The organism is Georgenia sp. Marseille-Q6866 (genome assembly GCF_965111665.1).
Genome location: NZ_CBCOOR010000002.1, coordinates 160,750 through 186,926, shown reverse-complemented (window position 1 = coordinate 186,926; position 26,177 = coordinate 160,750). Strand labels below are relative to the sequence as shown.

Here is a 26,177-nt window from a genome sequence, read left to right as displayed (position 1 = left end):
GAGATCGGGGTGGACGAAGGGCAGGACGTCACTTGACGGCGCCCTGCGTGAGGCCGGCGACGACGTAGCGCTGCAGCGCGGCGAAGATGATGAGGACGGGGACGGTCACCATGACCGCACCGGCCATGAGGATGCCGTAGCTGCCGGTCTGCGACTCGATGGACTGCAGCAGGTTGAGGCCGACGGGCAGGGTCATCTTGTCCGGGGAGTCGATGATGATGAGCGGCCACAGGAAGTTGTTCCACTCGTTGACGATGGTGACGAGCGCGACGGTGGCGATCGCGGGCACGGACACGGGGACGGCGATCTGGAAGAGCTTGCGCCCGTGGCCCGCGCCGTCGAGCTCGGCGGCCTCGAAGAGCTCCTTCGGCAGCGCCTTGAAGTGCTGGCGCAGGAGGAAGGTGCCGAACGCGGTGCCGAGGCCCGGCAGGATGATGCCCCACAGCGTGTTCCGGCCACCGAGGGCCGTGATCGTGAGGTAGTTGGGCAGCATCGAGACCTCGGGCGGCACCATGAGGGCCACGAGGATCCCGAGGAAGATGAGGTTCGCCCCGGGGACCCGGATGAACACGAGCGCGTACGCCGTCGTCACCGCGAGCAGCACCTTGATGCCGGCCCCGACGACCGTGACGACGACGCTGTTGCCCAGCACGGTGAGCAGCGGCACGCGCGCGGCGACCGCCCCGTAGTTGTCCAGGGTCGGGTCCTGCGGCAGGAGCGCCGGGGTCAGGGTGACGATCTCGCCCGGGGGCTTGAAGCTCGACAGGATCATCCACACCAGCGGCAGCACGATGATGACGAGCGCGATGAGGATCGGCAGGTATCCCACGAGGATCGTGTCGGCGAGGTTGCGTGGGGCGAAGGCCTTGGCGAGGTCGGACGTGCGACGGCGGCGCGGGCGCGGGGCGATACCGCCGCCCGCGGGCACGGGGCTCACCACGGTTCGATCGGTCACTGGTAGTGCACCTTCCGCTCGACGTAGCGCAGCTGCACCGCGGTGATGAGGAACAGGGTGAAGAAGAGGACGACGGCGATGGCCGCGGCGTAGCCGGCCCGCTGGTAGGCGCCGAAGGACTGGAGGTAGATCTCGAAGATGATCGTGTTGGTCCCGTGCCCGGTGGGCGTCATCGTCCGCAGGATGTCGAAGGCGTTGGTCATCGAGAAGATGATGTTGGTGACGAGCAGGAAGAACACCGTGGGCGTGAGCAGGGGCAGCACGATGGAGAAGAAGCGCCGGACCGGACCGGCCCGGTCGAGGGTGGCCGCCTCCATCAGGTCCTGGGGCACCGACTGCAGGCCGGCGAGGAAGACGACGGCGCAGTAGCCGAGGTTCTTCCAGACGTAGACGATGAGGACCATGACCAGGGCCCAGTCCTCGTCGAGGTACCACTCCGGGGACGCGATCCCGACGAAGCCCAGGATGTGGCGCAGGGCGCCGATGCTCGGGTCGAAGATGAAGTTCCACACCATGGCCACGCCCACGCCCGAGAGCACGTAGGGCGCGAAGACGGCGGTCCGGGCCACCGTGCGGCCCGGGATCTTCTTGTTGAGGACGAGGGCGATGAGCAGCCCGAGGACCATCGAGCCGAGGACGGCCCCAGCGGTGAACAGACCGGTGACCCGCCAGACCTCGAGCCCCGAGGGCGAGGTGAAGAAGCGGGCGTAGTTGTCCAGCCCGACCGGCGTGGCGCGCGGGGAGCCGAGCCGCCAGTCGAGCGTCGAATAGTACATGCTGCTGAACAGCGGGTAGTAGATGAACGCGAGGATGAGCAGGATGTTGGGGCCGGCGAAGAGCAGGAACAGCGACCAGTTACGCGACAGCCGCTTACGACGGGCCCGGGTCCGTTCCCGGGCTCGCTCGGTCAGCTCGTCAGTTCCCCCGCGCATCACACGTCCGATCTGCGCCGTCTGCGTCGATCGGGCGCTGCTGATCGCACTGTAGCGGCCGCTCACCCCGTCTTCTCCATGGACACGAAGCGGACGGTAACCCCACCGCGTGACCGGGCGATGACGCGGAGGTGAACAGACCCAGTAACAACTCAGCGCTCGGCGCAGGGAGGGGACCCCGCCCTCGGCGCAAGGAGGGGTCCTGCGCTCGGCGCAGGGAGGGGACCCCGCCCTCGGCGCAGGGGGACCTGCGCTCGGCGCACGGGGCAGTAACAACTCAGTCCCCCTGCTCCCTGGCGGGAGCGCCCTGGCGGGCTGAAAATAGTGCTCCGGTCGCCCGTTGACGTCGTTTCTGCTTGGTCCGTTTGAGGCCGTAACTCAGTCGGGCGCTGGGAGCTGTGTTGTGGGCCCTTCACTGTTGCTTCGAGCACGCGGACTAGATTCGCTGTTTGCCCTTCAGCCCCTGCGGGCGACCGGACCTATCACGAGGGATCGGGTGCTACAGGGAGGTGGCGGTTGTGGAGATCGCAGCCGAGGAAGAAGAGATCGTCGAGCGCGTCGCGGCGCTGGACATCGGCAAGGCCGAGCTGGTGTGCTGCGTGCGGGTTCCGGGAGCGGGACGGCGCCGCGTCCAGGAGGTGCGCCGGTATTCGACGATGACCGAGCAGTTGCTGGCGCTGGCGGACTGGCTCACCGAGCTGGGCGTGAGTCGGGTGGTGATGGAGGCCACTTCGGACTACTGGCGGGCTCCGTTCTACCTGCTGGAGGAGTTCGGGCTCGAGCCGTGGTTGGTCAATGCCCGCGACGTCAAGCACCTGCCCGGGCGGCCCAAGACCGACAAGCTGGACGCGGTGTGGTTGTGCAAGGTCGCCGAACGTCAGATGCTGCGCCCCTCCTTCGTGCCACCACCGCAGATCCGGCAGCTGCGGGACTTGACCCGTTACCGGGTGGACCTCATCGAGGCGCGCAACGCGGAGAAGCAACGGGCGGAGAAGGTCCTGGAAGACGCCCAGATCAAGGTCTCGGTGGTGGTCTCTGACCTGTTCGGGGTCTCGGGGCGGGCGATGATGGCCGCGCTGATCGACGGTCAGCGGGACCCGGCCGTGCTGGCCGACCTGGCCCGCGGATCGATGCGCAAGAAGACCGCCCAGCTCCAAGATGCCCTCACTGGGCGCTTCACCGACCACCACGCCTTCCTGCTGGCCAAGATGCTCGACCGGGTAAAGGCGATCGACGCGGACATCGCCGAGGTCGAGGAGCGCATCGGTGAGCACCTGGCCCCTTTCGCCGGTGACGCCGTCCAGCGGATCGATGAGATCCCCGGCATCGGCGTCACCGCGGCCCGGGCGATCATCGCCGAGCTCGGCCTGGACATGGCCCGGTTTCCCACCCCGGGGCACCTGTGCTCCTGGGCGAAGTTCGCCCCGGGCGTTAACGTCTCGGCCGGCAAGAAGGTCGGCACCTCCGCCACTGGGCACGGCAACCGCTACCTGGCCCGCGTCCTGGGCGAGGTCGCCGTGGCGGTGGGAAGGACCAAGACGTTCCTCGGGGAGCGTTACCGGCGCTTGGCCCGGCGCGTCGGGAAGAAGAAGGCCATCGTTGCAGTCGCCCGCTCCATCCTGGTCATCATCTGGCACCTGCTGGCCAACCCCACGGCCCGCTTCACCGACCTCGGCGTCGACTTCTACCAGACCCGCGTCAAGAACAATCGCCGCATACGCGACCACGTCCGCAACCTCGAGGCCCTGGGCTACAAGGTCACCCTCGAGCTCGCCGCCTAACGTCAACCACGCCAGCTGGCACCCGAGAGTCACCACATTTTCGGACTAGCGCTCGGCGGGAGGGGGCTTCCGCCGAGCGCTGAGTTGTTACTGGGTCAGAGCTCGGTGCTGGTGGGGGTGCTGCGGCGCTTGCGGTCCTGCGGGGTGCCCACGGGCTCCCAGCCGCGGCCGGGCTCGCGGGTGCCGCGGGAGACCGAGCCGCGCGAGCGGTAGACGACGAGCGGACGCGTCGTGTAGCCCACCGGCGCGGAGAAGGCGTGGATCAGCCGGGTGAAGGGCCACACGAGGAAGAGCAGGAAGGCCGCGATGATGTGGAGCTTGAACTGGAAGGGCACGTCGGCCATGAGCTCGGGCTGCGGCTGGAAGTAGAACAGCGAGCGCAGCCACGGCGAGATCGTCTCGCGGTAGTCGTAGCCGTGACCGCCCGCGATGATCTGGTTCTGGATCGTCGCCCACATGCCCAGGACGATCGGCATGGCCAGCAGGACGTACATGAACTTGTCCATGCGGGTGGTCGCGAGGAACACCGGACCGGTCTTGCGGCGCCGGTAGATGAGGATCGACAGGCCGACGATCGTCATGATCCCGGCCAGCGCCCCCATGTACGTGGCGATGAAGTGGTAGAAGTCCTGCCCGACCCCCACGGCCTCGGTCCAGCTCTTGGGGATGAGCAGGCCCATGAAGTGGCCGGCCGCGACGAAGAGGATGCCGAAGTGGAACAGCGGCGAGCCGAGCCGCAGCAGCGCGTGCTCGTAGAGCTCGGAGGACCGGGTGGTCCAGCCGAACTTGTCGTAGCGGTAGCGCCACAGCAGGCCGACGACGAAGACCGCCATCGACACGTAGGGGAAGACCACCCACGCGATCGTGTTGAGCCCGTTCATGCCCTGACCTCCATCTGTGCGGCGCCGCCGGGCGAGTAGGGCTCGAGGGGCCCCAGCGCGTTGAGGCCGACCATCTCGGTCGGCGGCCCGGACGTGATGAGCTCGAGGTACCGGTCGCGGACCTCGTCGGTGACCGGCGGGAGGGTGAGGCACACGGCCTCGACGACGGCGGCCCACGGGCTGGACATCGTGGTGAGCGCCGAGCGGAGCACCTCGATGCCCTGCCGGTGCGAGCCGAGCAGCGCACCGGCGATCTCCCCGTCCCCGCGCGCGGAGAACTCCAGGACGATCGGCAGGAAGTCGGGCAGCTCGGGGCGGTCGACCTCCCAGCCGGCGGCCCGGTAGGCCTCGACGAAGCGCACGAGCGCCGTCCCCCGCTTCCGGGTGTCCCCGGTGAGGAAGTAGGACAGGTACATCGAGCACTTGCGCTTGAGGTCGAAGGTCGCGACGTAGTCCTGCGCGAGCGCCTCGTCCCCGACGGCTGCGGCGTGGTCGAGGAAGCCCCACAGCCGCTCCCGGACCGCGCCCGGCAGGTCCTCGACGGCGTCGCGGACGGTGCCGTACGCGGCCAGCCGCTCCGGCGTCGGGTAGTCGAGGAGGATGGAGGCGGCCATGTGCGCGAGCGCGCGGTCCCGGTCGCTCACCCGCACCGGCTTGAGCGGTGTCAGCTCGGGGGCGCGGATGAAGCCGCTCATCGCGGGGCTCCCGGCCGCGGCTCGTCACCGGGCGACTTGTCGCGCACCCGCTCGGTGCCGAAGGCCTCCGGGCCGGGGTCGCCGGCCGGGTAGGGGTCCTCGGCGTACACGGCGGGCCCGGAGTCGATGTCGCCCGAGTGCAGGTCCTCCCCGCCCTCGGAGGGCGCGTCGTCGATGGCGACGGCGACGCTCACGCTGCCGCTCACCTCGTCGTTGCTCTCGTCGGCACGGGGCGGGAAGAGCCCGCTCGCGCCGCGCCCGTCCCAGTTGAGCAGGTTGGTGCGCCCGGGCGTCGAGGGCGAGTGCGGCGAGGTCTGCCGGTCCTTGAGCGCGTGGAAGTTCTCCACGGTCGCCGGGACGTCGGGTCCCGAGCCGGTGCCGAAGGGCCCGCCGCCCCCCATGCCCGGGCCGCCGTGGACGTCGAGCGAGCAGGCCATCTCCTCGAGCTCGCGGCTGATCTCGGCGTGGGCGGACGGGATGACGTAGCGGTCCTCGTACTTGGCGATGGCGAGCAGGCGGTACATCGCCTCGATCTCCTCGCCCGTCATGCCGACGGCGGCGGCCGTCTCCTCGTTGGGCTCCTCGCCGAGGTTGATGTCGCGCATGTAGGAGCGCATCGCGGCCAGACGCCGCAGCACCCGCTCGACGGGTGCCGGGTCACCGGCGGTGAAGAGCTCGGCGAGGTACTCGAGCGGGATCCGCATGGTCGACAGCGCGGTTAGGAGCGTCTTGGCGTCCTCACCGTCGTTGCCGGAGGCGGTGACGACGTCGACGACGGGGCTCAGCGGCGGGATGTACCAGACCATCGGCAGCGTGCGGTACTCCGGGTGGAGCGGCAGCGCGACCTCGTACTCGGTGATGAGCTTCCAGATCGGGGAGTTCTGCGCGGCCTCGATCCAGTCCTCCGGCATGCCCTCGCGGCGGGCCGCGGCGATGACCTCGGGGTCGAAGGGGTCGAGGAAGACGCTGCGCTGGGCGGCGAGGAGGTCGTGCTCGTTGGGCGTGGCGGCGGCCTCGGCGACGCGGTCGGCGTCGTAGAGGACGAGCCCGATGTAGCGCAGGCGGCCCACGCAGGTCTCCGCGCACACGGTGGGCAGGCCGGCCTCGATGCGCGGGTAGCACATCGTGCACTTCTCGGCCTTGCCGGTCTGGTGGTTGAAGTAGACCTTCTTGTACGGGCAGCCGGTGACGCACATGCGCCAGCCGCGGCACTGGTCCTGGTCGACGAGGACGATGCCGTCCTCGGCGCGCTTGTACATCGCGCCCGACGGGCAGGAGGCCACGCACGAGGGGTTGAGGCAGTGCTCGCAGATGCGCGGCAGGTAGAACATGAAGGTCTCTTCGAACTCGGCCTTCACCTGCGTGTTCATCTTCTTGAGGATCGGGTCGTCGGCCATCGTCTCGGTCGAGCCGCCGAGCATGTCGTCCCAGTTGGCCGACCACTTGATGTCGATGTTCTCGCCGGTGAGCAGCGACTTCGGCCGCGCCACGGGCGTGTGCCGCGAGTCCGCCGGCGCGTTGAGCAGCATGTCGTACTCGTAGGTCCACGGCTCGTAGTAGTCGTGGATGGTCGGCATCTTCGGGTTGGAGAAGATCGTCGCGAGCTTCTTCGCCCGGCCGCCGGCCTTGAGCTTGAGCTTCCCGCGCCGGTTGAGCGTCCAGCCGCCCTCCCAGACCTCTTGGTCCTCGTAGGTGCGGGGGTAGCCGAGGCCCGGGCGGGTCTCGACGTTGTTGAACCACACGTACTCGGTGCCGGTCCGGTTCGTCCACGCCTGCTTGCACGTGACCGAGCACGTGTGGCAGCCGATGCACTTGTCGAGGTTCATCACCATCGACATCTGCGCCATGACCTTCATCAGTACTGCACCTCCTGGCTGCGACGGCGGATGACCGTCACCTCGTCCCGCTGGTTGCCGGTGGGCCCGGTGTAGTTGAACGCGTACGCCAGCTGGGCGTAGCCACCGATGAGGTGGCTGGGCTTCATGAGCACGCGGGTGAGGGAGTTGTGGATGCCGCCGCGCTGACCGGAGGTCTCCGCCACCGGGACGTCGACGACGCGCTCGGTCGCGTGGTGCATGTAGACCGTGCCCTCCGGCATGCGGTGGGAGACGACGGCGCGGGCGACGACGACGCCGTTTCGGTTGTAGGCCTCGATCCACTCGTTGTCCCGCACGCCGATCTTGTCGGCGTCCTGCGGGGACATCCAGATGTTCGAGCCGCCGCGGGACAGGGACAGCATGAAGAGGTTGTCCTGGTACTCGGAGTGGATCGACCACTTCGAGTGCGGCGTGAGGTAGCGGACGGCGACCTCCGCGTGCCCGGCGGCTGCCGGGTCACCGGTGGGGGTGGTGTCACCCGGGACGGCGTCCCCGTAGAGGCGGTGCATGTCCAGCGGTGGACGGTAGACGGGCAGCGTCTCGCCCATCTCCTCCATCCAGTCGTGGTCGAGGTAGAAGTGCATGCGCCCGGTGAGCGTGTGCCACGGCTTGAGCCGCTCGACGTTGGTCGAGAAGGCGGTGTACCGGCGTCCGCCGGTCTCCGAGCCGGACCACTCCGGGGAGGTGACGACGCTCGTCGGGCGGGACTGGGTGTCGCTGAAGGTCACCCGCACCGACTCCGACTCCGCGGCGAGGTCCGCCAGCTTGGTCCCGGTGCGCTTCTCCATGTCCTCGAAGCCCTGGGTGGCCAGGCGCCCGTTCGTCGTGCCGGACAGCGCGAGGATCATCTCGATCGCCTTGGTGTCCTTGTCCAGCGACGGGCGGCCCTTGGCGATCCCCGAGACGACGCGCCCGTTGCGGGCGGCGAGCTCGGCGACCTCCTTGTCCGGCATGAACTTCACCCCCTTGGTCTGCATCCCGAGGGTGTCGGTGAGCGGGCCCAGGGCGTTGAACTTCGCCAGGGTCTTCGTGTAGTCGCGCTCGACGGTGATGAGCTTGGGCATCGTCACGCCCGGCACGAGCGGGGTCTCCTCCAGCGGCCTGACGGCGCCGTGCGGGGTGGCCAGGGCGTCGGCGGTGTCGTGGTTGAGCGGCGCGGCGATGACGTCGCGCCTGGCGCCCAGGTGCCCGACGCTGAGCTCGGAGACCTTGCCGGCGAGGTCCTGGAAGATCCGGAAGTCGGTGCGGGTCTGCCAGGGCGGGGAGATCGCCGGGTTGAAGGAGTTGACGAAGGGGTGCATGTCCGTCGTCGAGATGTCGTGCTTCTCGTACCAGGTGGCGGCCGGCAGGACGATGTCGGAGTAGATCGTCGTCGAGGTGTTGCGGAAGTCGATCGTCGTGAGGAGGTCGACCTTCCCCTCGGCGGCCTCGTCGCGCCACACCATCGAGCTGGGCCGGCGCCCGGGCGGGGACTGCTCGTTACGCACCGAGGACTCCGCACCGAGGAGGTGCTTGATGAAGTACTCGTTGCCCTTGCCGGAGGAGCCGAGGATGTTGGAGCGCCACACGGTGAGCACCCGGGGGAAGTTCTCCGGGGCACCCGGGTCCTCGACGGCGTACTTGAGCCGCCCCTCGCGCAGCTCGTCGACGATGTGCTCGGCGACCTCCTTGCCCGCGGCCTGCGCCTCGTCCGTGAGGTCGAGGGGGTTGCGGTTGAAGGTGGGGAAGCTCGGCACCCAGCCGCGCTTCGTCGCCTCGACGAGGGTGTCCGCCGTCGTCATCCCCTCGAGCTTGCCGGTGGCGAGCGGCGAGGTGAGGGTCTGCGCGGGCAGGCCGTCGTAGCGCCACTGCTCGGTGCCGAGGTACCAGAAGGCGGTCGAGATCATGTGGCGCGTGGGGCGCTGCCAGTCCAGGCCGAAGGCGTACTGCTGGAAGCCGGTGATCGGGCGGACCTTCTCCTGGCCCACGTAGTGCGCCCAGCCGCCGCCGTTGACGCCCTGGCAGCCGGTGAGCTGGACGAGGGCGATCATCGCGCGGTAGATCGTGTCGGAGTGGAAGTAGTGGTTGGTGCCGGCGCCCATGACGATCATCGAGCGGCCCTTGGAGCGGCGGGCGTTGTCCGCGAACTCCCGGCCGATGCGGATGACGGCACTGATCGGCACGCCGGAGTGCTCGGCGGCCCAGGCCGGGGTGCCGGGCTGGGTGACGTCCTCGTAGCCCTCGGGCCACTCCCCCGGCAGGCCGGGGCGGCTCACGCCGTACTGGGCGAGGAGGAGGTCGAAGACGGTCGTGACGAGCCGGCCGCCGACCTCGCGGACGGGCACGCCGCGGCGCAGCACCCCGGTGCCGCCGACGTGGAGACCGACCTCGCCGGTCTCCTGGCCGGGCGCGACGTCGAAGCGCGGCAGGAGCACCTCGACGGCGCCGGCGCCCTCGCCCTGGACGGACAGGAGCGGGTCGCGGCCCTCGAGGTCGAGGTTCCAGCGGCCCTTGCCCTCGTCCCCGAAGCGGTCACCCAGGGTGCCCTGCGGGACGAAGGGGGTGCCGTCGTCGTCCATCATCACGGTCTTGAAGGCCGAGTTCTCGGTGCCGGCGTGCTCGGGCAGGTCCGAGGCCGTGAGGAACTTGCCCGGGACGTAGGCGCCGTCGCGCTCCTCGAGGGAGACGAGGAACGGGGAGTCGGTGTACCGCTTGACGTAGTCGGTGAAGTACGGCTCGGGGTTGTCGACGTGGAACTCGCGCAGGATGACGTGGCCCATGCCCATGGCGAGCGCGCCGTCGGTGCCGGGGTGGACGGCGAGCCACTCGTCGGCGAACTTCGTGTTGTCCGCGTAGTCCGGGGAGATGCCCACGACCTTCTGGCCGCGGTAGCGCGCCTCGACCATGAAGTGCGCGTCCGGGGTGCGGGTCACCGGGATGTTCGAGCCCCACATGATGAGGTAGCCGGCGTCGAACCAGTCGGCGGACTCGGGCACGTCGGTCTGGTCCCCGAAGATCTGCGGGGAGGCCATCGGCAGGTCGGCGTACCAGTCGTAGAAGGACAGCACGTTGCCGCCCATGAGCGAGAGGAAGCGCGTGCCGGCGCCGTAGGAGACCTGCGACATCGCCGGGATGACGGTGAAGCCGGCGAGGCGGTCCGGGCCGTACTGCTTGGTCGTGTAGACGTGGGCGGCGGCCATGATCTCCATGACCTCCTCCCACTGGGCGCGCACGAGTCCGCCGCGGCCGCGGGCCTTCTTGTAGCTGCGCGAGCGCTCGGGGTCCTCGACGACGTCGGCCCACGCGAGCACCGGGTCACCCAGGCGGGCCTTGGCCTCGCGGTAGTAGGTGAGGAGCTTCCCGCGCACGTACGGGTAGCGCACGCGGGTGGGCGAGTAGGTGTACCAGCTGAAGGCGGCACCGCGCGGGCAGCCGCGAGGCTCGTACTCCGGCTTGTCCGGGCCCGTCGTGGGGTAGTCGGTCTGCTGGGCCTCCCACGTGATGATGCCGTCCTTGACGTACACCTTCCACGAGCAGGAGCCGGTGCAGTTGACGCCGTGGGTGGAGCGGACGACCTTGTCGTGGCTCCAGCGGTCGCGGTAGAAGGAGTCGCCCTCGCGCCCGCCCTTGAGGAAGAGGCGGGACAGGTCCTCCGAGGCCTCCCCGCGGCGCAGGAAGGTCCCGAGCTTGAGCAGCGCGTCGGTGGCCGCGGTCTGCGGCTTCTCCGGTCTCGTCGTCGTCATCGCGTCGTCCTTTCCGTGGTCTGTCGGGAGGCCCGGCGGACGGGCCCCCAGCAGAAGGCGGCCACGCCCAGCGCGCTGAGCGCGAGGAGGACGAAGCCGAGGGTGTAGGCGTCGGTCGCGCCGTAGACGGCGCCCATGACGAGGGGCGGGAAGAAGCCGCCGAGGCCACCGGCCGCACCGACGATGCCGGTCACCGAGCCCACGGTGCCGGGAGGCGCGACCTTGGCGACGAGCGCGAAGCACGCCCCGGAGGCCGCGCCGAGGGTGGCAGCCATCGCGAGGAAGGCGACCGTGCCCGCGGGGAGGAGCTCCAGGCGCAGCGCGGCGAGCACCGCCATCGCCCCCGCGATGACGAAGGAGATCGTGAGGACCGGGACCGGGTGGAAGCGGTCGGACAGCCAGCCGCCGACGGGCCGGGCGATGACGGCGAGCACGATGAACCCGGCGGTGCGGAACGACGCGTCGGAGCGGTCGAGCCCGAAGTCGTTGATGAGGTAGGTCGGCAGGTAGACGCTGAAGGCGACGAAGCCGCCGAAGCCCATCGCGTAGATGAGCGAGAGCTGGAGGGTGGCGGGGATCTTCAGGGTGGTCCACGTGCGGCGCAGCATCGAGCCGGTGGCCGGCGCCGGCCGGTCGGGCGAGTCGCGGAGCATGACCCAGGCGACGGCGGCGTAGACGGCGAGGACGACGGCGACGAGCACGTAGGGGGCGGGACGGCCGTAGTCGTCGGCGATGCCGACGGTGGTGAAGGCGGCGACGGCGGTGCCCGCCGTGCCCATCCCGAAGATCCCCAGGGCCAGGCCGCGGCGCGCCGGCGGGTACCAGGCGTTGACGAAGGGCACCCCGACGGCGAATGCCGTGCCGCCGATACCGAGGAAGAACCCGCCGATGATGAGCATCGCGAAGCTGTTCGCGACGAAGCCGACGAATAGCGTCGGGATGATCGTCACGAGACTGACGGCGGGGAACATCACGCGTGCGCCGAAGCGGTCGGTGAGGGCGCCGACGGGAATTCGTCCGAGTGAGCCCACGATGACCGGGACGGCGACGACGACCGACACCTGGAAGGCGGTGAGGTCGAGCTCCCCGCCGTAGGTGTTGCCCAGCGGCGCGATGAGGTTCCAGGCCCAGAAGTTCACCAGGAAACCCACGGTGGCCAGCGCGAGCATGAGGCCGGGTGAGCGGGCGGCCCCCTCGGTCGGCCTCGTTGCGACGTCGTCCTTGCTCACGTGCCCTCCCGATCCGGGCGGGCCGTGCGACCTGCCCCCGGGGCGATTATGCACAGGTTTCTCGAGTGTTGCCGCCGGGATTGCCGATGGTTCTACTTGTGCAATACCGGCATAACTTTAAGGTTCATTCGATCGAGCAGTCGGTGGTATTTCTCCCGGTATTTTCCCGGAGGTAGTCGTCGCGGTCCGCCCACGTGTCGATGTCGCGCACCTCACCCTGCGCGGCGGGGACCGTTACAAGCCGGAACGGTCCCACGAGGGCCCGCACCGGCGCGCCGCGCACCCCGCCGGCAGCGGCGACGGACGCGACCGCGGCCTCGAGCGCGGAGCGCGCGTAGAGCCCCAGCAGCCACTGCTCGCGCCCCCCGTCGTCCCTCAGCACCCCCCCGTCCGCGTCGGCGACCCGTCCCTCCGCCGCGGCGAGCAGGCGCAGCACGGCGGCCGCGGCACCCGGCAGGTCGCAGGCGAGCACGAGGACGAGCGCCTCCCCCTCCCCCAGCGCCCGCAGGCCGGCGGCGATCCCGGCGACCGGCCCGCCGTGGGGCGGGTCCTCCAGGGTGCGGGTCACGCCGTCGGGCACGGGCACCGCCTCGGGCGCGACGACGACGACGCGGCTCGCCGCCGTCGTCGCGTCGAGCACGTGGTCGAGCAGGCGCCGTCCCCCGACCTCGACCTGCGGCTTGAGCACCCCACCGAGCCGCCGGCCGGTCCCCCCGGCCAGCACGACGGCGTCGTGGGCTAGGACCACCGGAGCAGTCCGACCTCGTCCCCGGGGGCGACGGCGTCGACGTCCTCGGCCACGACGGCGAGCGCCTGCGCGGCCGCGAGCGAGGCGACGAGGTGGGAGCCGGACCCGCCCGCGGAGGCGGGGCGCACGGAGGGCACCGGTCCGTCGTCGACGAGGACCGGCAGGTACTGGCGCCGGCCGGGCGGGCAGTGCCAGCCCACGGCCGCGCGGGCGGTGGCGAGCGGCACGCGCGCGGGCTGCCCGAGCAGCCGCCGCAGGGCGGGGGCCACGTGGACGTGGAAGGAGACCATGACGCTCACCGGGTTGCCGGGGAGCGCGAAGACCGGGACGCGGCCCTCGAGCAGGCCGAAGCCCTGCGGCTTGCCGGGCTGCATCGCCACGGTGGTGAAGTCCAGCTCGTCGGTCAGCGCCGCCTTGACGACGTCCTTGGTCCCCACGCTGACGCCGCCGGAGGTGACGAGCGCGTCGAGGCCGGGCAGCGCCGCCTCGACGACCGCGCGCAGCACCTCGGGGTCGTCACCGACGGACCCGAGCGGGACGGGCTGCCCGCCCGCCTCACGCACGAGGCCCGCGACGAGGAGGCTGTTGGAGTCGGGGATCCGGCCCGGTCCCGGGTCGGCGCCCGGCGGGCACAGCTCGTCGCCGGTGGCGAGCACGCCCACCCGCGGGCGCGCGTGGACGAGGAGCTCGCCGTGGCCCGCGGAGACGGCAGCGGACAGGTGGGTGGCGGCCAGGACCGTCCCGGCGCCGACGACGACGTCGCCCGGGCGGACGTCCTCCCCCCGGCGGCGCACGTGCGCGCCGGGGGCGGGCGCGCGGCGGAGCAGCACCCGCCCGGGCAGGGCGGTGGCGCCCGGCGGCTGGTCGCTGAGCTCGACGGGCACGACGGCGTCCGCACCGGGCGGCAGCGGCGCGCCCGTCATGATCCGCACGGCCCGTCCCAGGCCGACGCGCGTGGGCTCGGTGGTGCCGGCGGGGACGTCGCCGTCCACCGGCAGCGCGACGGGACTGTCCTCGCTCGCGCCGGCGAGGTCGGCGGCCCGCACGGCGAAGCCGTCCATGGCGGAGTTGTCGAAGGGCGGCACCGCGAGCACCGCGGTGACGTCCTGCGCCAGCCGCAGCCCGTGGGCCTCGGCGACGGGCACGCGCCGCGGGGCGAGCGGCTCGACCTGGCCGAGCACGCGCTCCTGGTACTCCTCGACGGTGATCACGGGCTGTCCCCTCAGTAGACCGGCAGGCTGGGGTCGACGTCGGCCACCCACGCGCGGACGCCGCCGTCGAGGTTGGTGACGTCGGTGTACCCGGCCCCGCGCAGGATGCGCTGGGCCTGCGCCGACCGCCCGCCCGACAGGCAGTGGACGACGACGGCGGTACCCGGCTCGACCCCCGCCGCGGCGGCCGCGAGCGGGTCGGCGACGAGCCGTTCGAGCGGGACGGTCACCGCGCCGGGGATCTGGACGATCGCCCGCTCGGTCGGCTCGCGGACGTCGAGGAGGACGAAGTGGTCCTCCCCGCGCTCGCGGGCGGCGAGCCGTGCGGCCAGGTCGCGGGCGGTGAGCGTGGGGCCGGTCTCGTCGGCGGCCGGCTCGGGCTCGGCGGCGAGGACCGCCGCGGCGTGGGTGGTGACGGGCAGCCCGAGCGGGTCGTAGCCGAGCTCGGCGCGGGAGGACGGGACGAGGGGGCGCGGCTGCGGGCGCAGCGGCAGCTCGCTCCACCGGGTGGCGAGGACGTCGAGGACCGCTACCCGTCCCAGCAGCGGCTCACCGACGCCGGTGACGAGCTTGACCGCCTCGGCGGCCATGAGTGAGCCGACCTGGCCGCACATCGCCCCGAGCACCCCGGCCTGCCCGCACGAGGGCGTCGCGCCCGGCGGCGGCGGGGCGGGGAAGAGGTCGCGCAGCGTCACCGCGGGGTAGCCGGCGTCCTGCGGCGGGCGGGACCAGAAGACGGCGACCTGCGCGTCGAAGCGCAGGATCGAGCCCCACACGAGCGGCAGGCCGAGGTCGGCGCAGACGTCGGCGACGAGGTAGCGGGTGGGGAAGTTGTCGGTGCCGTCCAGGACGAGGTCGTAGCCGCCGATGACCTCGCAGGCGTTCGTCGCGTCCAGCCGCAGGTGGTGGCGGGTGACCGCGACGTCGTCGTTGAGGGCGCGGACGTGCTCGGCGGCCGAGTCGACCTTGGGCCGCCCGACGTCCGCCGTCGTGTGGAGCACCTGACGCTGGAGGTTGGTGGCCTCGACGACGTCGTCGTCCACGATGCCGACGTGCCCGACGCCCGCCGCGGCGAGGTAGTGGAGGATCGGTGAGCCGAGCCCACCGGCGCCCATGACGAGCACCCGCGCCGCCCGCAGCCGGCGCTGACCGAGGTCCCCGAGCTGCTCGAGGAGCAGGTGGCGGGAGTAGCGCAGGACCTGCTCGCGGTCGAGCGGCGGGCCCGGCGGGACGAGCGGCGGAAGGGGCATGAGCCCCACTGTAGGAGGCCGCTGCGAGCACGGGGCACGTCGAACGTCCCGTGCCTTGCGGCGGGGAACGGTGAGACGCTGGCCCCATGACCTTCACCCACCTCGACCCCAGCGGTCACGCGCGGATGGTCGACGTCACCGAGAAGAGCCCGACTGTCCGTGCCGCGACCGCCACCGGCCGGGTGCGCTGCTCCCCCGAGCTCGTCCGCACCCTGCGCGAGGGTGCCGTCCCCAAGGGAGACGTGCTCGCCGTCGCGCGGGTCGCCGGTATCGCGGCCGCCAAGCGCACCCCCGAGCTGCTGCCGCTCGCTCACGTCATCGGCGTGCACGGTGTGACGGTGGACGTCGAGGTCGAGGACGACGGCGTGGCGATCACCGCCACCGTCCGCACGGCCGACCGCACCGGGGTGGAGATGGAGGCGCTGACGGCGGTGAGCGTCGCGGCGCTCAACGTCGTCGACATGGTCAAGGGGCTGGACCGCTCGGTGACGATCACCGACGTCCAGCTCGTGGCGAAGTCCGGTGGCCGCTCGGGCGAGTGGCGCCGGCCGGGCACGGAGGAGGCACGATGAGCACGGTGCGGTACTTCGCGGCGGCCGCCGAGGCGGCCGGACGGGAGCAGGAGCCGGTCGAGCCGGCGAGCGTCGGCGAGCTGCGCGCCGCCCTGGCCGAGCGCCACGGCGAGCGCCTGGCACGGGTGCTGGAGCGCTGCTCGGTGCTCGTCAACGGCGTGCGCAGCGAGGACGACGCCCCGGTGGCCGCGGGCGACGTCGTCGACGTCCTCCCGCCCTTCGCCGGCGGCTGACCCAGAGCCCCCAGAACTCCCATATGACCGATTCCTGCGATGGGGAAGCGCTCTCCGGTCGCAGGGATCGCCCATATGCGGGGGTCGGGGTGGGGCGGCGGTCAGCCGCCGATGGCGCTCATGGGGCGGTCGGGCTGGAGGAAGCCGGGGTCGTTGATCCCGTGGCCCGGCAGCTTGCCGGTGATGCAGCGGTGGAGCACGCGGGCGAGGTCGTCGTCGCTGCCGCCGCCGCGCAGCGGAGTGAGGAGGTCGGACTCCTCCCGGGAGAACAGGCAGTTGCGCAGCTGACCGTCGGCGGTGATCCGCACGCGGTCGCAGGTCCCGCAGAACGGCTTGGTCACCGAGCGGATGACGCCCACGCTCGTCGGCCCGGCGTCGAGGAGGAAGCGCTCGGCCGGGGCCGAGGCACGGCCGGGCAGCGGCGTGAGGGTGAACTCCGAGGCGAGCCGGTCGAGGATCTCCTCACCGGTGACCATCTTGACCCGCGACCAGATGTGCCCGGCGTCCAGCGGCATCTGCTCGATGAAGCGCAGCTCCAGGCCCCGCTCGACGGCGAAGCGCGCGAGGTCGACGATCTCGTCCTCGTTGACGTCGCGCATGGCGACGGTGTTGATCTTGATGGGCGCCAGGCCGGCGTCGCGGGCGGCCTCGATGCCGTCGAGGACGTCGGTGAAGCGGTTGCGCCTGGTGAGCTCGTGGAAGCGGTCCGCCTGGAGGGTGTCGAGGCTGATGTTGACGCGCAGCAGGCCGGCGTCCGCCAGGCCCTGGGCGAGCTTGGGCAGCAGCAGACCGTTCGTCGTCATCGACAGCTCGAGCGGCCCCTCCGGTCCGGCGATCTGCGCCAGCCGGGCGACGACGTCGACGACGTCCTTGCGCAGCAGCGGCTCGCCGCCGGTGAGCCGGACGGTGGCGATCCCGAGCGCCGCGGCGACCTCGGCCACCCGGACGAGCTCGTCGGTCGTGAGGATGGAGTCGCGGTGCAGCCACGGCACGCCCTCGGCCGGCATGCAGTAAGTGCACCGCAGCGAGCACTTGTCGGTGAGGGAGATGCGCAGGTCGGTGTGGACGCGGCCGAAGCGGTCGACCAGCGGCCGGCGCAGCTCGGGGGAGATGGTCACGCTCATGCCGATCCCACCCACGTGTGGCTGCCGTCGTCCAGGACCTGCTTCTTCCACACGGGCAGCCGGGCCTTGACCTGCTCGACGAGCTCGCGGCACACGGTGAAGGCGAGGTCGCGGTGGGAGCTGGCGGCGCAGGCGAGGATCGCGACGTCGCCCACGTCGAGGACGCCGGTGCGGTGGCTGACGGCGACGCGGACGTCGTCGTGCGTGGCGACGACCTCCGCCGCGATCCGCGCGAGGGCCTCGGCGGCGTCGGGGTGGGCGCTGTACTCGAGCCGGACGACGGGGCCCGCGGCGTCGGGGCTGTGGTCGCGGACCTGCCCGGTGAAGGTGGCGACGGCGCCCGTGGCGGAGGTCGACACGGCGGCGAGGTGGGCCGCCAGGTCCAGCGGCTCCTCGCTCATCTTGGTGAGCATGACGTCCCCCATCAGTGGTCGCCCCCGTCCAGCTGGTCGAGGATGTGGCCGAGGAGCGGGCCGACGACGGCGACCGTGTCGCTCACCCCGCCCGTGCTGCCCGGCGCGTTGACGACGACGGCGCTCCCCACGGTGCCGACGAGCCCGCGGCTGAGGACGGCGGCGGGCGCGGTCCCGTGACGGCGCACGGCCTCCGCGACCCCGGTGAGCTCGCGCTCGAGCAGCGGGCCGGTGGCCTCAGGTGTGCGGTCGGTAGGGCTCACGCCAGTGCCTCCGGTGGTGAGGACGACGCGGGCACCGTCGGCGAGCGCGGTCCGCAGCGCCTCCCGGACGGGTTCTTCGCCGTCCGGGACGATGCGCACCGGCCCGACGGCGCAACCGAGGTCGGCGAGCAGCCGTACGGCGAGGGGGCCGGACTCGTCCGTCCGCTCCCCCCGGCTGCACCGGGTGGAGACGGTGAGGACCGTCGCGGGAACGTTGTCCAGCATTCCGCCAGGCTACGTGATCGCCACCCGTCGGCACCCGTACCGAGGTCCCGGCTGACGCGCCGTGCGGACGGGTCTACGATGACCAGTCGATGAGGGGAGGGCCGGGTGAGCCTCGCCGACGCGCCACAGTGGCTCGTCTCCGCGTTCGTGCGCAGTACTGTCGCCGTCGGTGCGACCGCTCCGCGCGAGCAGATCCAGCGCACCGCGCGTGAGCTCGTGGAGCGCTGGCAGGAGCCGGAGCGCCGCTTCCACAACCTGCGTCACCTCATCGACGTCCTCGCCCGGGTCAACGAGCTCGCCGAGGAGACGCACGTCCCCGACGTCGTCCGTCTCGCGGCCTGGTACCACGGCGCGGTCTTCAACAGCTCGGCCCAGGTGGCCTACGCGCGCCGCGGCGGGGAGGACGAGGTGGCGAGCGCCGCGCTGGCCGGCGAGCAGCTGGCCGCGCTCGGCGTCCCGGACGCGGTCACCGAGCGGGTCCAGGAGCTGGTCCGGGCCCTCGCCCGCCACGACGCCGACGAGCACGACGTCGACGCGCTCGCCCTGTGCGACGCCGACCTCGGCACGCTCGCCGTCGAGCCCCAGCGCTACGCCGCCTACCGCCGGGCGATCCGTGAGGAGTACGCCCACATCCCCGAGCCTGACTACGTCGCCTCGCGGCTAACCATCCTCACCCGGCTGCTGCAGCGGCGACGGCTCTTCGTCAGCCCCTTCAGCCTGTCGTGGGAGGAGCCGGCCCGGGAGAACCTCACGGCCGAGCTCAGCCACCTGCGTGCCCGGCTCGCCGAGCTCGGCGGCACGGAGCAGCCGGCCGAGGAGTGCTCCCCCCGGCACGGCTCCGCGACCAGCTGGCCGAGCCGCGGCACCGCCACGTCCGCCCCGCGGCCCGCCGCGTCCGGCCCGGGTGAGGCGGCGACGGGGCGGCGCGACGCGCCTGCCACACCTCCGGCCCCGCCGGCCCAGGTACCGGTCACCGCGGCGGCCCCGGAGGCCACGCCCGCGCCTGCCGTGACGCCGGACGAGCCCGACCTGCCCGAGGACGGCGAGCCGGTGCTGTCGGGCATCGAGCGGGACCCGGAGTTCGAGCTGCGGCGCCGCATCCGCCGCAAGCGGCGCGAGCGCGCTGCCGCACAGCTCCCGGACGAGGCGGCGCCGTCCCCAAGTGCGCTCTTCCGGCCCCCGCCCAAACCGCCGCGCTCCTAGCGTCGATCTCAGCGCCGCGCCACGAGGGTGCGGCCGACGGAGGGAGACGACCATGACCCGCTTCGAGGTCGACAGTGTCGAGGTGGAGGCGGCCGCCGCGCGTGCCCGGGCCAGTGCCGGCACTATCCACGCGGAGGTCGCGGGGATGATGACGCAGCTGCTGGACCTGCAGAGCACGTGGAGCGGCGCGGCCGCGGAGAGCTTCGCGGGCGTGGCCCAGGAGTGGCGGGCCACCCAGCAGGTGGTCGAGCAGTCGCTCGCCCAGATCACCGAGGCCCTGGACCTGGCGGCCCGCACCTACGCGGACGCCGAGACCAGCGCGCACGGGCTCTTCGCCCGCTGACTCAGCCAGCCCCCTCACCGCCGACAGCCGGATTCCTCCGGGGACGCGTTCGGCTCAGCCCTCGCGCAGCCGGGCGAGCTCGGCGCCGACGTTGCGACGGGCGGCGGCCTCCCACAGCCGGGACCCGGTGGGCGTCGCGTAGAGGCGGGGGCGGTCGAGGAGGCGCGCGAGCACGGCCGCGCGCCCGCGCCGGAAGTCCGGCTCGGGCACGTGGCGGTACTCCGCGCGCACCTGCGCGGTGTAGCGGAGGTAGGCCTCGGGCGTGCCGCCGAGCACCCCGAGGTCGGCGTCGCACAGCACCCGCCCCGGGGCGTCGCTCGGGCCGGCGGCGTGGTCGGCGGTGACCCGGACGAGGCGGGCCACCTCGGCCGCCTCCGCCTTGCCGACGACCGGGCCGAGGAGCCTGGCGGCCAGCGCGGCGGAGGCCTCCTCGTCGGCGGGGGTGGCGCCGTCGTGGACGGCGTCGTGGCACCACGCCGCCAGGACGACGGCGCGGCCCACCGGCTCCGCGCCGTCGGCGAGGAGCCGGAGCCGGTCGAGGACCTCGAGCAGGTGGTCCACGCCGTGGTAGACGCGGTGCGTCTCGCTCCAGCGGACGGCGAGCTCCTCCCCCACGTCGGGGTGCTCGGGCAGCAGCTCGGCCCAGCGCCGCGCGAGCTCGCTGCGCGCGGGGCGGTCGGTGGCGCGCACGCGCAGCCCGCTGGCACGCAGGCGACGGACGAGCTCACGGCCCTCGACGTGCTGAGCACCGGCGGCGACGAGCTCGGCGTGCCGGGCGGCGGGCACGTCGTAGTGGTCGAGGTCGAAGGAGCGGCGGGGGACGCCGCACCGGGCGGCGAAGCCGTGGAGCTCGGCCAGGCTGGTGTCCGAGACGAGGTGCGCCCACAGGGTGCCGTGCGCGGGCCAGCGTGGGGTGTCGAGCAGGACCGCCACGCTCCGCCTCCGTCCTCGCGGTGCCGGCGCACCGCCAGCCCTCATTGTCCATGCCGCTCGTCCCCGGCCGCCCGCTCGCCGGAGACGCCGACAGCCGGATCCCTCCTCGAGGAATCCGGCTGTCGGTGCTAGACGGGGGGGTGGGAGTGGCCGGCGTGGCCGGTCAGCCCCCGGGTGGGATCAGAACCCGCCCATGCCGCCCATGTCGTCGCCACCGGCCGGGGCGCCGGACGACTTCTCCGGCTTGTCGGCCACGATGGCCTCGGTGGTGAGGAACAGGCCCGCGATCGAGGCGGCGTTCTCCAGCGCGGAGCGCGTCACCTTGACCGGGTCGGCGATGCCGGCCGCCAGCAGGTCCTCGTAGTCGCCGGTGGCGGCGTTGAGGCCCTGGCCCGCGGGGAGGTGGCGGACCTTCTCCGCCACGACGCCGCCCTCGAGGCCGGCGTTGATGGCAATCTGCTTGAGCGGGGCGTCGACGGCGACCTTGACGATGTTCGCGCCGGTCGCCTCGTCACCCGTGAGGCCGAGGTCGCCCTCGAAGGCGTCCTTGGCGGCCTGGATGAGGGCGACGCCACCACCGGCGACGATGCCCTCCTCCTGGGCGGCCTTGGCGTTGCGGACCGCGTCCTCGATGCGGTGCTTGCGCTCCTTGAGCTCCACCTCGGTGGCCGCACCCGCCTTGAGGACGGCGACGCCGCCGGCGAGCTTGGCGAGGCGCTCCTGGAGCTTCTCGCGGTCGTAGTCCGAGTCGGAGTTCTCGATCTCGGCGCGGATCTGGGCGACCCGGCCCTCGATCTGGTCGGGGTTGCCGGCACCCTCGACGATGGTCGTCTCGTCCTTGGTGACGACGACCTTGCGGGCCTGGCCCAGGAGGTCGAGCTCGGCGGTCTCGAGCTTGAGGCCGACGGTCTCGGAGATGACCTGACCACCGGTGAGGATGGCCATGTCCTGCAGCATCGCCTTGCGGCGGTCGCCGAAGCCCGGGGCCTTGACGGCGACGGACTTGAAGGTGCCGCGGATCTTGTTGACGACGAGCGTGGCCAGGGCCTCGCCCTCGACGTCCTCGGAGATGATCACGAGCGGCTTGCCGGACTGGATGACCTTCTCCAGGAGCGGCAGCAGGTCCTTGACGTTGGAGATCTTGGACTCCACGAGCAGGACGTAGGCGTCCTCGAGGACGGCCTCCTGGCGCTCGGCGTCGGTGACGAAGTAGGGCGAGATGTAGCCCTTGTCGAAGCGCATGCCCTCGGTGAGCTCGAGCTCCAGGCCGAAGGTCTGAGACTCCTCGACGGTGATGACGCCCTCGGCGCCCACCTTGTCGATGGCCTCGGCGATGAGCTCGCCGATGGCCGGGTCGCCGGCGGAGATCGCGGCGGTGGCGGCGATCTGCGCCTTGGAGTCGACCGGCTTCGCCTGGACGAAGAGCTGCTCGATGACGGCCTTGACGGCCGTGTCGATGCCGCGGCGCAGCGCGATGGGGTTCGCACCGGCCGCCACGTTGCGCAGGCCCTCGCGGACGAGCGCCTGGGCGAGGACGGTGGCCGTCGTCGTGCCGTCACCGGCGACGTCGTCGGTCTTCTTGGCGACCTCCTTGACCAGCTCGGCGCCGATCTTCTCGAAGGGCTCCTCGAGCTCGATCTCCTTGGCGATGGACACGCCGTCGTTGGTGATCGTGGGGGCGCCCCACTTCTTCTCGAGCACGACGTTGCGGCCCTTGGGGCCGAGCGTGACCTTCACGGTGTCGGCGAGCTGGTTCAGCCCGCGCTCCATACCGCGACGGGCCTCCTCGTCAAAGGCAATGATCTTTGCCATGGGGATAGATCCTCCGCTTGTAGCGTGGCTGGGTCGGCCAGTGCCCGCGACGGACGGCCCGCACGCCGGGCGGTCACGTCCCGCCGGCTCGCGGACCTCACTGAGCGGCCCGAGTCTGTTGTCACTCTCAGCACGAGAGTGCTAACTCGATCTTGGCACTCTCCACCGGAGAGTGCAAGCAGCGAGGACGGCCGGGCGAGGTGGGCCGGGCCGGCGGTCACGGGGACTGCCGGCCCGGCGATCCCCACGACGCTGTGGAGGGACGGCCCCCACCCTAGGTGTGAGTCTCCTCACGGTCAATGTCCGGTGAGACGAAGGTCAACGCCCGGCGAAGTCCGAGCGCAGCACGAGCGCGATCTCGACGTTCTGCGTGGCCGACGGCGCCTCGACGAGGTTGTCGACGCCGAGGAGCTCACCGATGGCCTCCGCCGTCGCGGCGAGATCGGCGTTCCGGTAGTAGAGGGTCGTGACCTCCGGCGTGCCGGCGCCGTAGTCGGCCGCGCCCACCGTGGTGAAACCCGCCTCGCCCAGCTGCCCGGCAACGTCCCCGGCGAGCCCGTTGATCCCGGCGCCGTTGAGCACGGAGATCGACGTCGTGAGGACGGCCTCGTCGTCGGGCTCGGTCGTCTCGTCCTCCGGCGTCGTCTCCTCCTCGGTCTCCTCCGCAGAGGGTTCCTCGGACGAGGTCTCCTCCTCGGTGGTGGCCTCGTCGCTCGGCTCGGCGGTGGTCTCGACGGGCGCGGGCTCGGCCGCGGGCTCGCCGTCGTTGCCGGCGAGCAGGCTCACCGCGCCCCACGCGAGGAGCGGGACGATGACGATGACGGCGAGGAAGGGCGCGAGGGCACGCAGGAGGGACCGCGGCTCGCGGTGCACGCCCTGGGGGCCACGGTCGCGGCCGGCGACGTCGAACTCGTCCTCGGGATACTGACTCACGCGAGCAGGCTAACCGTTCGCGGACGCGGCCCGGGGCGGGACGCTCAGCTCGAGGGGGTCAGTCGGCGCCCGGAGCGCTCGCGCTGGCGGGCGTCGCGCATGCGCCGCAGCCGCTTGACGAGCATGGGGTCGGTCGCCAGGGCGGCCTCGGTGTCGATGAGGGAGTTGAGCACCTGGTAGTACCGGGTGGCGCTCATGCCGAAGAGGTCGCGGATCGCCGTCTCCTTGGCGCCGCCGTACTTCCACCACTGACGCTCGAAGGCGAGGATCTCGCGCTCGGTGTCCCCGAGCGCGGCCTGCGGACCCAACGCGTAAGCGGTGTCCATGTCTCCTCCTCCTGCCCGGCGCGTCGAGTTCGGCGCCGCGACCACCCCATGCTAGGGGGGAATGACAGCGATGTCATTCCTCCCCGCCGGTGGGCGACCGGCCCGGTTAGGCTGCCCGCGTGACTCCGCTCGCCGACATCCTCGACCCCGGCTGGGCCCGGGCGCTGGCGCCCGTGGAGGACCGGGTCCACGCCATGGGCGACTTCCTGCGCGCCGAGGTTGCCGCCGGCCGCGGCTACCTCCCGGCCGGCCCGGACGTGCTCCGCGCCTTCACCCGGCCCTTCGAGGACGTCCGCGTCATCGTCGTCGGCCAGGACCCCTACCCCACCCCCGGCCACCCGATGGGCCTGTCCTTCTCGGTCCAGCCGGACGTCCGCCCCATCCCGCGCAGCCTCGTCAACGTCTTTCGCGAGCTCGTCGACGACGTCGGCACCCACCCGCCGTCCACCGGTGACCTCTCCCCGTGGGCGGACGACGGCGTGCTCCTCCTCAACCGGGTGCTCACCGTGCAGCCGGGCCAGCCCGCCTCCCACCGGGGCAAGGGCTGGGAGGAGGTGACCCAGCACGCGATCCGGGCACTCGTGGGGCGCGGGACGCCGCTCGTGGCGATCCTGTGGGGCAACCAGGCCCAGACGCTGCGCCCGCTGCTCGGTGAGGTGCCCGTCGTGGCCTCGGCGCACCCCAGTCCACTCTCGGCGTCGCGCGGCTTCTTCGGCTCGCGCCCCTTCTCCCGCGCCAACGCGCTGCTCGAGGAGCAGGGCGGCCGCCCGGTCCGCTGGACGCTGCCCTGACCCGGCGCTCGGCCCGCTTCCGCCGCCGGGCGCCCCACCCGCCGGCGGTGGCAGGATCGTGACGTGAGCACCTCCACCGTCCCTCCGTGGGGCCGCTACGTCGCCGTCGGGGACTCCCTCACCGAGGGCATGGTCGACCCCGACCCCACCGACCCCACCCGCCACCGCGGCTGGGCCGACCTCCTCGCGGGGGCGCTCTCGCGACGCCGGGTCGTGGCCGGTCAGCCACCGCTGGAGTACGCCAACCTCGCCGTCCGGGGCCGGCTGCTCGGGCAGATCCTCAGCGAGCAGCTGCCCACCGCGCGCGACCTGCGCCCGGACCTCGTGTCCGTGACCGGGGGCGGCAACGACATCCTGCGCCCGGGCGCGGACGTCGACGCCCTCCTGCAGTCGCTCGAGGACGCCGTCGCGGGGCTGCGGGCAGCGGGCAGCGACGTCCTCCTCGTCACCGGCTCCGACCCCGCCGGAGCGCCGGTCATCCGGCGCACCCGGTCCAAGGTGGCCGTCTACAACACCGGCCTGTGGTCGATCGCCCACCGGCACGGCGCGCACGTCCTCGACCTGTGGGGAATGCGCGCGGTCCAGGACTGGCGGATGTGGGCCGAGGACCGGATTCACCTGTCGACGGCGGGCCACGAGCGGGTGGCGCAGGCCGCCCTCGTGGGGCTCGGGCTCGTCCCGGACCTCGAGGCCTGGGACGACCCGCTCGCTCCCCTGCCGCCCGAGGTGCGGGCCGACCGCTGGCGGGGCAACGCCCGCTGGGCGCGGGCCTACGCCCTGCCCTGGGTGCAGCGCCGCCTGCGCCGGCAGTCCTCCGGTGACCTGCGCCGGGCGAAGTACCCGGAGCCGGTCACCGTCGAGACCGCCTAGCGCAGGCCGGCTACCGCAGCACCACCGACAGCAGGCCGCTGCCGTAGCCCTGCACGTCGACGGTCGTGTCGAGGCGGGGGCCGTAGCTGCGCAGCCAGGTGGCGACGTCGGCGGGGAGCGGTCCGGCGCCGGAGTCGTGGACCGACTCCAGGCGCAGGTGCGGGGCGTTGCCGACGTTGAAGAGCGCCGAGGTGACGTTGAGGACCTCGGTGACGTTCTCGAGCAGCGTCTCCGGCAGCGGGCCGAGGGACGCCTGCGCGGCGCGCGGCGGGATGAGCGCGATCGCCCCACCGAGGGCCGCGGCGAGGTGGGTGTCGACGGCCACGAGCGCCTCGCCGCGGAGGAACTCGGTGACGTACACGCCGACGACGACGCCCGGCTCGGTGGCCGGGGTGACGGACTCGTCGGCGACGGCGATCTCGCAGTCACGCCCGACGAGCATGGTGAAGAGGTCGCGCAGCTCCTTGAGCGGCGGGAGCGGGGTCGTGGCGCTCATGCGAGGAGGGGGTCGATGGTCGAGCGGAACGCGTCCGGTGTGAAGGGCTTGGCGATGAGGAACAGCGCCCCCTCGCTCTCGGCGAGCTCGCGCATCTGCGGGGACCCCTCGGAGGTGACGAACCCGAGCGGGACCTCGCTGCCAGAGGCGTTGAGCCCGCGGAGCAGCTCGATGCCCGTCATCTCGGGCATGTTCCAGTCCGACAGCACGAGGTCGGGCTGCTGGGCGAGCGCGAGCTCGAGCGCCTCGGCGCCGTTGGTCGCCTCGGTCACCTCCCAGTCGCCGTACCCGGCCTGCCGGAGGGTGCGGATGACGATCTGCCGCATGACCTTGCTGTCGTCGGCGACGATGACTCGCAG

General features: G+C 72.3%; 26 protein-coding genes. 7 read left to right on the top strand and 19 right to left on the bottom strand.

Annotated elements, in window-relative coordinates:
* Positions 1-28 precede the first annotated feature (28 nt).
* A complete protein-coding gene (locus tag ACWPXV_RS02790; protein WP_454083890.1) occupies positions 29-910 on the bottom strand; it encodes a carbohydrate ABC transporter permease in 882 nt (293 codons plus the stop codon).
* Between the two features lie 41 nt (positions 911-951).
* Positions 952-1,887: a carbohydrate ABC transporter permease gene (locus ACWPXV_RS02785; protein ID WP_454083792.1), complete on the bottom strand. Its 936-nt coding sequence runs from the start codon at positions 1,885-1,887 to the stop codon at positions 952-954.
* A gap of 518 nt (positions 1,888-2,405) precedes the next feature.
* Here ACWPXV_RS02785 and ACWPXV_RS02780 point away from each other — a divergent pair.
* Entirely contained in the window at positions 2,406-3,668 is a 1,263-nt protein-coding gene (locus tag ACWPXV_RS02780; RefSeq protein WP_454083791.1) for an IS110 family transposase, read from the top strand.
* Positions 3,669-3,763: 95 nt separating this feature from the next.
* Here ACWPXV_RS02780 and narI read toward each other — a convergent pair whose 3' ends face one another.
* The 8 genes from narI to ACWPXV_RS02740 all read right to left on the bottom strand — a co-directional run bounded on the left by narI (position 3,764) and on the right by ACWPXV_RS02740 (position 15,281).
* Positions 3,764-4,549 (bottom strand): respiratory nitrate reductase subunit gamma, encoded by a 786-nt coding sequence (narI, locus tag ACWPXV_RS02775; protein ID WP_454083790.1) that lies wholly within the window; start codon positions 4,547-4,549, stop codon positions 3,764-3,766.
* Positions 4,546-5,244, bottom strand: coding sequence for a nitrate reductase molybdenum cofactor assembly chaperone (gene narJ, locus ACWPXV_RS02770; protein WP_251305143.1), 699 nt, complete (start codon positions 5,242-5,244; stop codon positions 4,546-4,548). Before narJ ends, narI begins: the two co-directional genes overlap by 4 nt.
* On the bottom strand, positions 5,241-7,100 hold the full coding sequence (gene narH / locus ACWPXV_RS02765) for a nitrate reductase subunit beta (protein WP_454083789.1): 1,860 nt from the start codon (positions 7,098-7,100) through the stop codon (positions 5,241-5,243). Before narH ends, narJ begins: the two co-directional genes overlap by 4 nt.
* Positions 7,100-10,843 carry a nitrate reductase subunit alpha gene (locus tag ACWPXV_RS02760; protein ID WP_454083788.1) on the bottom strand — a complete coding sequence of 1,248 codons (3,744 nt, stop codon included), beginning with the start codon at positions 10,841-10,843 and terminating at the stop codon, positions 7,100-7,102. Before ACWPXV_RS02760 ends, narH begins: the two co-directional genes overlap by 1 nt.
* On the bottom strand, positions 10,840-12,012 hold the full coding sequence (locus tag ACWPXV_RS02755; RefSeq protein ID WP_454083889.1) for an MFS transporter: 1,173 nt from the start codon (positions 12,010-12,012) through the stop codon (positions 10,840-10,842). The genes ACWPXV_RS02760 and ACWPXV_RS02755 overlap by 4 nt, the downstream gene beginning before the upstream one ends.
* A 184-nt stretch (positions 12,013-12,196) precedes the next feature.
* The gene (mobA, locus tag ACWPXV_RS02750) at positions 12,197-12,820 is read right to left on the bottom strand and encodes a molybdenum cofactor guanylyltransferase (protein ID WP_454083787.1); all 624 of its coding nucleotides are present in this window, start codon (positions 12,818-12,820) and stop codon (positions 12,197-12,199) included.
* The gene (locus ACWPXV_RS02745; RefSeq protein ID WP_454083786.1) at positions 12,811-14,031 is read right to left on the bottom strand and encodes a molybdopterin molybdotransferase MoeA; all 1,221 of its coding nucleotides are present in this window, start codon (positions 14,029-14,031) and stop codon (positions 12,811-12,813) included. Before ACWPXV_RS02745 ends, mobA begins: the two co-directional genes overlap by 10 nt.
* A gap of 11 nt (positions 14,032-14,042) precedes the next feature.
* Positions 14,043-15,281, bottom strand: a complete 1,239-nt coding sequence (locus tag ACWPXV_RS02740; protein ID WP_454083785.1) for a ThiF family adenylyltransferase — start codon at positions 15,279-15,281, stop codon at positions 14,043-14,045.
* Between the two features lie 86 nt (positions 15,282-15,367).
* On the opposite strand from ACWPXV_RS02740, the gene moaC reads away from it, so the two are divergent.
* Both moaC and ACWPXV_RS02730 read left to right on the top strand, forming a co-directional pair.
* Entirely contained in the window at positions 15,368-15,853 is a 486-nt protein-coding gene (gene moaC, locus ACWPXV_RS02735; RefSeq protein ID WP_454083784.1) for a cyclic pyranopterin monophosphate synthase MoaC, read from the top strand.
* Positions 15,850-16,086 (top strand): MoaD/ThiS family protein, encoded by a 237-nt coding sequence (locus ACWPXV_RS02730; protein ID WP_251305150.1) that lies wholly within the window; start codon positions 15,850-15,852, stop codon positions 16,084-16,086. The genes moaC and ACWPXV_RS02730 overlap by 4 nt, the downstream gene beginning before the upstream one ends.
* Positions 16,087-16,187: 101 nt before the next feature.
* Here ACWPXV_RS02730 and moaA read toward each other — a convergent pair whose 3' ends face one another.
* Genes moaA through ACWPXV_RS02715 form a run of 3 tightly spaced genes read right to left on the bottom strand, consistent with a single transcriptional unit; the run spans position 16,188 to position 18,111 of the window.
* Positions 16,188-17,210, bottom strand: coding sequence for a GTP 3',8-cyclase MoaA (gene moaA / locus ACWPXV_RS02725; protein WP_454083783.1), 1,023 nt, complete (start codon positions 17,208-17,210; stop codon positions 16,188-16,190).
* Complete coding sequence (locus ACWPXV_RS02720) at positions 17,207-17,623, bottom strand: molybdenum cofactor biosynthesis protein MoaE (protein WP_454083782.1); 417 nt, start codon at positions 17,621-17,623, stop codon at positions 17,207-17,209. Before ACWPXV_RS02720 ends, moaA begins: the two co-directional genes overlap by 4 nt.
* Positions 17,624-17,634: 11 nt before the next feature.
* Entirely contained in the window at positions 17,635-18,111 is a 477-nt protein-coding gene (locus tag ACWPXV_RS02715; protein WP_454083781.1) for a MogA/MoaB family molybdenum cofactor biosynthesis protein, read from the bottom strand.
* A gap of 105 nt (positions 18,112-18,216) precedes the next feature.
* Between ACWPXV_RS02715 and ACWPXV_RS02710 the strand changes: the two genes are divergently transcribed.
* Both ACWPXV_RS02710 and ACWPXV_RS02705 read left to right on the top strand, forming a co-directional pair.
* Positions 18,217-19,314: an HD domain-containing protein gene (locus ACWPXV_RS02710; RefSeq protein ID WP_454083780.1), complete on the top strand. Its 1,098-nt coding sequence runs from the start codon at positions 18,217-18,219 to the stop codon at positions 19,312-19,314.
* Positions 19,315-19,366: 52 nt separating this feature from the next.
* Positions 19,367-19,657, top strand: coding sequence for a WXG100 family type VII secretion target (locus ACWPXV_RS02705; protein WP_251839781.1), 291 nt, complete (start codon positions 19,367-19,369; stop codon positions 19,655-19,657).
* Positions 19,658-19,711: 54 nt separating this feature from the next.
* On the opposite strand, the gene ACWPXV_RS02700 is transcribed toward ACWPXV_RS02705, so the two are convergent.
* From ACWPXV_RS02700 to ACWPXV_RS02685, 4 genes are all read right to left on the bottom strand, one after another.
* Complete coding sequence (locus ACWPXV_RS02700; protein WP_454083779.1) at positions 19,712-20,590, bottom strand: DUF4031 domain-containing protein; 879 nt, start codon at positions 20,588-20,590, stop codon at positions 19,712-19,714.
* Between the two features lie 180 nt (positions 20,591-20,770).
* Complete coding sequence (groL, locus tag ACWPXV_RS02695) at positions 20,771-22,402, bottom strand: chaperonin GroEL (protein WP_454083778.1); 1,632 nt, start codon at positions 22,400-22,402, stop codon at positions 20,771-20,773.
* Positions 22,403-22,720: 318 nt separating this feature from the next.
* Complete coding sequence (locus tag ACWPXV_RS02690) at positions 22,721-23,335, bottom strand: LytR C-terminal domain-containing protein (protein ID WP_454083777.1); 615 nt, start codon at positions 23,333-23,335, stop codon at positions 22,721-22,723.
* A 44-nt stretch (positions 23,336-23,379) separates the two neighbouring features.
* Positions 23,380-23,661 carry a DUF3263 domain-containing protein gene (locus ACWPXV_RS02685; RefSeq protein ID WP_152192572.1) on the bottom strand — a complete coding sequence of 94 codons (282 nt, stop codon included), beginning with the start codon at positions 23,659-23,661 and terminating at the stop codon, positions 23,380-23,382.
* A 119-nt stretch (positions 23,662-23,780) separates the two neighbouring features.
* Between ACWPXV_RS02685 and ACWPXV_RS02680 the strand changes: the two genes are divergently transcribed.
* Positions 23,781-24,452 (top strand): uracil-DNA glycosylase, encoded by a 672-nt coding sequence (locus tag ACWPXV_RS02680; RefSeq protein ID WP_454083776.1) that lies wholly within the window; start codon positions 23,781-23,783, stop codon positions 24,450-24,452.
* Positions 24,453-24,515: 63 nt separating this feature from the next.
* Complete coding sequence (locus tag ACWPXV_RS02675) at positions 24,516-25,322, top strand: SGNH/GDSL hydrolase family protein (RefSeq protein ID WP_454083775.1); 807 nt, start codon at positions 24,516-24,518, stop codon at positions 25,320-25,322.
* 10 nt (positions 25,323-25,332) lie between these two features.
* On the opposite strand, the gene ACWPXV_RS02670 is transcribed toward ACWPXV_RS02675, so the two are convergent.
* A complete protein-coding gene (locus ACWPXV_RS02670; RefSeq protein ID WP_454083774.1) occupies positions 25,333-25,818 on the bottom strand; it encodes a hypothetical protein in 486 nt (161 codons plus the stop codon).
* Positions 25,815-26,177 carry a response regulator gene (locus ACWPXV_RS02665; RefSeq protein ID WP_110851675.1) on the bottom strand — a complete coding sequence of 121 codons (363 nt, stop codon included), beginning with the start codon at positions 26,175-26,177 and terminating at the stop codon, positions 25,815-25,817. Before ACWPXV_RS02665 ends, ACWPXV_RS02670 begins: the two co-directional genes overlap by 4 nt.

Bases quoted from the DNA above. Each gene is read 5' to 3' on its own strand.
- ACWPXV_RS02785 (WP_454083792.1), bottom strand. From the start codon at position 1,887: ATGCGCGGGGGAACTGACGAGCTGACCGAGCGAGCCCGGGAACGGACC.
- narI (WP_454083790.1), bottom strand. From the start codon at position 4,549: ATGAACGGGCTCAACACGATCGCGTGGGTGGTCTTCCCCTACGTGTCG.
- narJ (WP_251305143.1), bottom strand. From the start codon at position 5,244: ATGAGCGGCTTCATCCGCGCCCCCGAGCTGACACCGCTCAAGCCGGTG.
- narH (WP_454083789.1), bottom strand. From the start codon at position 7,100: ATGAAGGTCATGGCGCAGATGTCGATGGTGATGAACCTCGACAAGTGC.
- ACWPXV_RS02760 (WP_454083788.1), bottom strand. From the start codon at position 10,843: ATGACGACGACGAGACCGGAGAAGCCGCAGACCGCGGCCACCGACGCG.
- ACWPXV_RS02755 (WP_454083889.1), bottom strand. From the start codon at position 12,012: ATGCTCGCGCTGGCCACCGTGGGTTTCCTGGTGAACTTCTGGGCCTGG.
- ACWPXV_RS02740 (WP_454083785.1), bottom strand. From the start codon at position 15,281: ATGCCCCTTCCGCCGCTCGTCCCGCCGGGCCCGCCGCTCGACCGCGAG.
- moaC (WP_454083784.1), top strand. From the start codon at position 15,368: ATGACCTTCACCCACCTCGACCCCAGCGGTCACGCGCGGATGGTCGAC.
- ACWPXV_RS02730 (WP_251305150.1), top strand. From the start codon at position 15,850: ATGAGCACGGTGCGGTACTTCGCGGCGGCCGCCGAGGCGGCCGGACGG.
- moaA (WP_454083783.1), bottom strand. From the start codon at position 17,210: ATGAGCGTGACCATCTCCCCCGAGCTGCGCCGGCCGCTGGTCGACCGC.
- ACWPXV_RS02720 (WP_454083782.1), bottom strand. From the start codon at position 17,623: ATGCTCACCAAGATGAGCGAGGAGCCGCTGGACCTGGCGGCCCACCTC.
- ACWPXV_RS02715 (WP_454083781.1), bottom strand. From the start codon at position 18,111: ATGCTGGACAACGTTCCCGCGACGGTCCTCACCGTCTCCACCCGGTGC.
- ACWPXV_RS02705 (WP_251839781.1), top strand. From the start codon at position 19,367: ATGACCCGCTTCGAGGTCGACAGTGTCGAGGTGGAGGCGGCCGCCGCG.
- groL (WP_454083778.1), bottom strand. From the start codon at position 22,402: ATGGCAAAGATCATTGCCTTTGACGAGGAGGCCCGTCGCGGTATGGAG.
- ACWPXV_RS02685 (WP_152192572.1), bottom strand. From the start codon at position 23,661: ATGGACACCGCTTACGCGTTGGGTCCGCAGGCCGCGCTCGGGGACACC.
- ACWPXV_RS02670 (WP_454083774.1), bottom strand. From the start codon at position 25,818: ATGAGCGCCACGACCCCGCTCCCGCCGCTCAAGGAGCTGCGCGACCTC.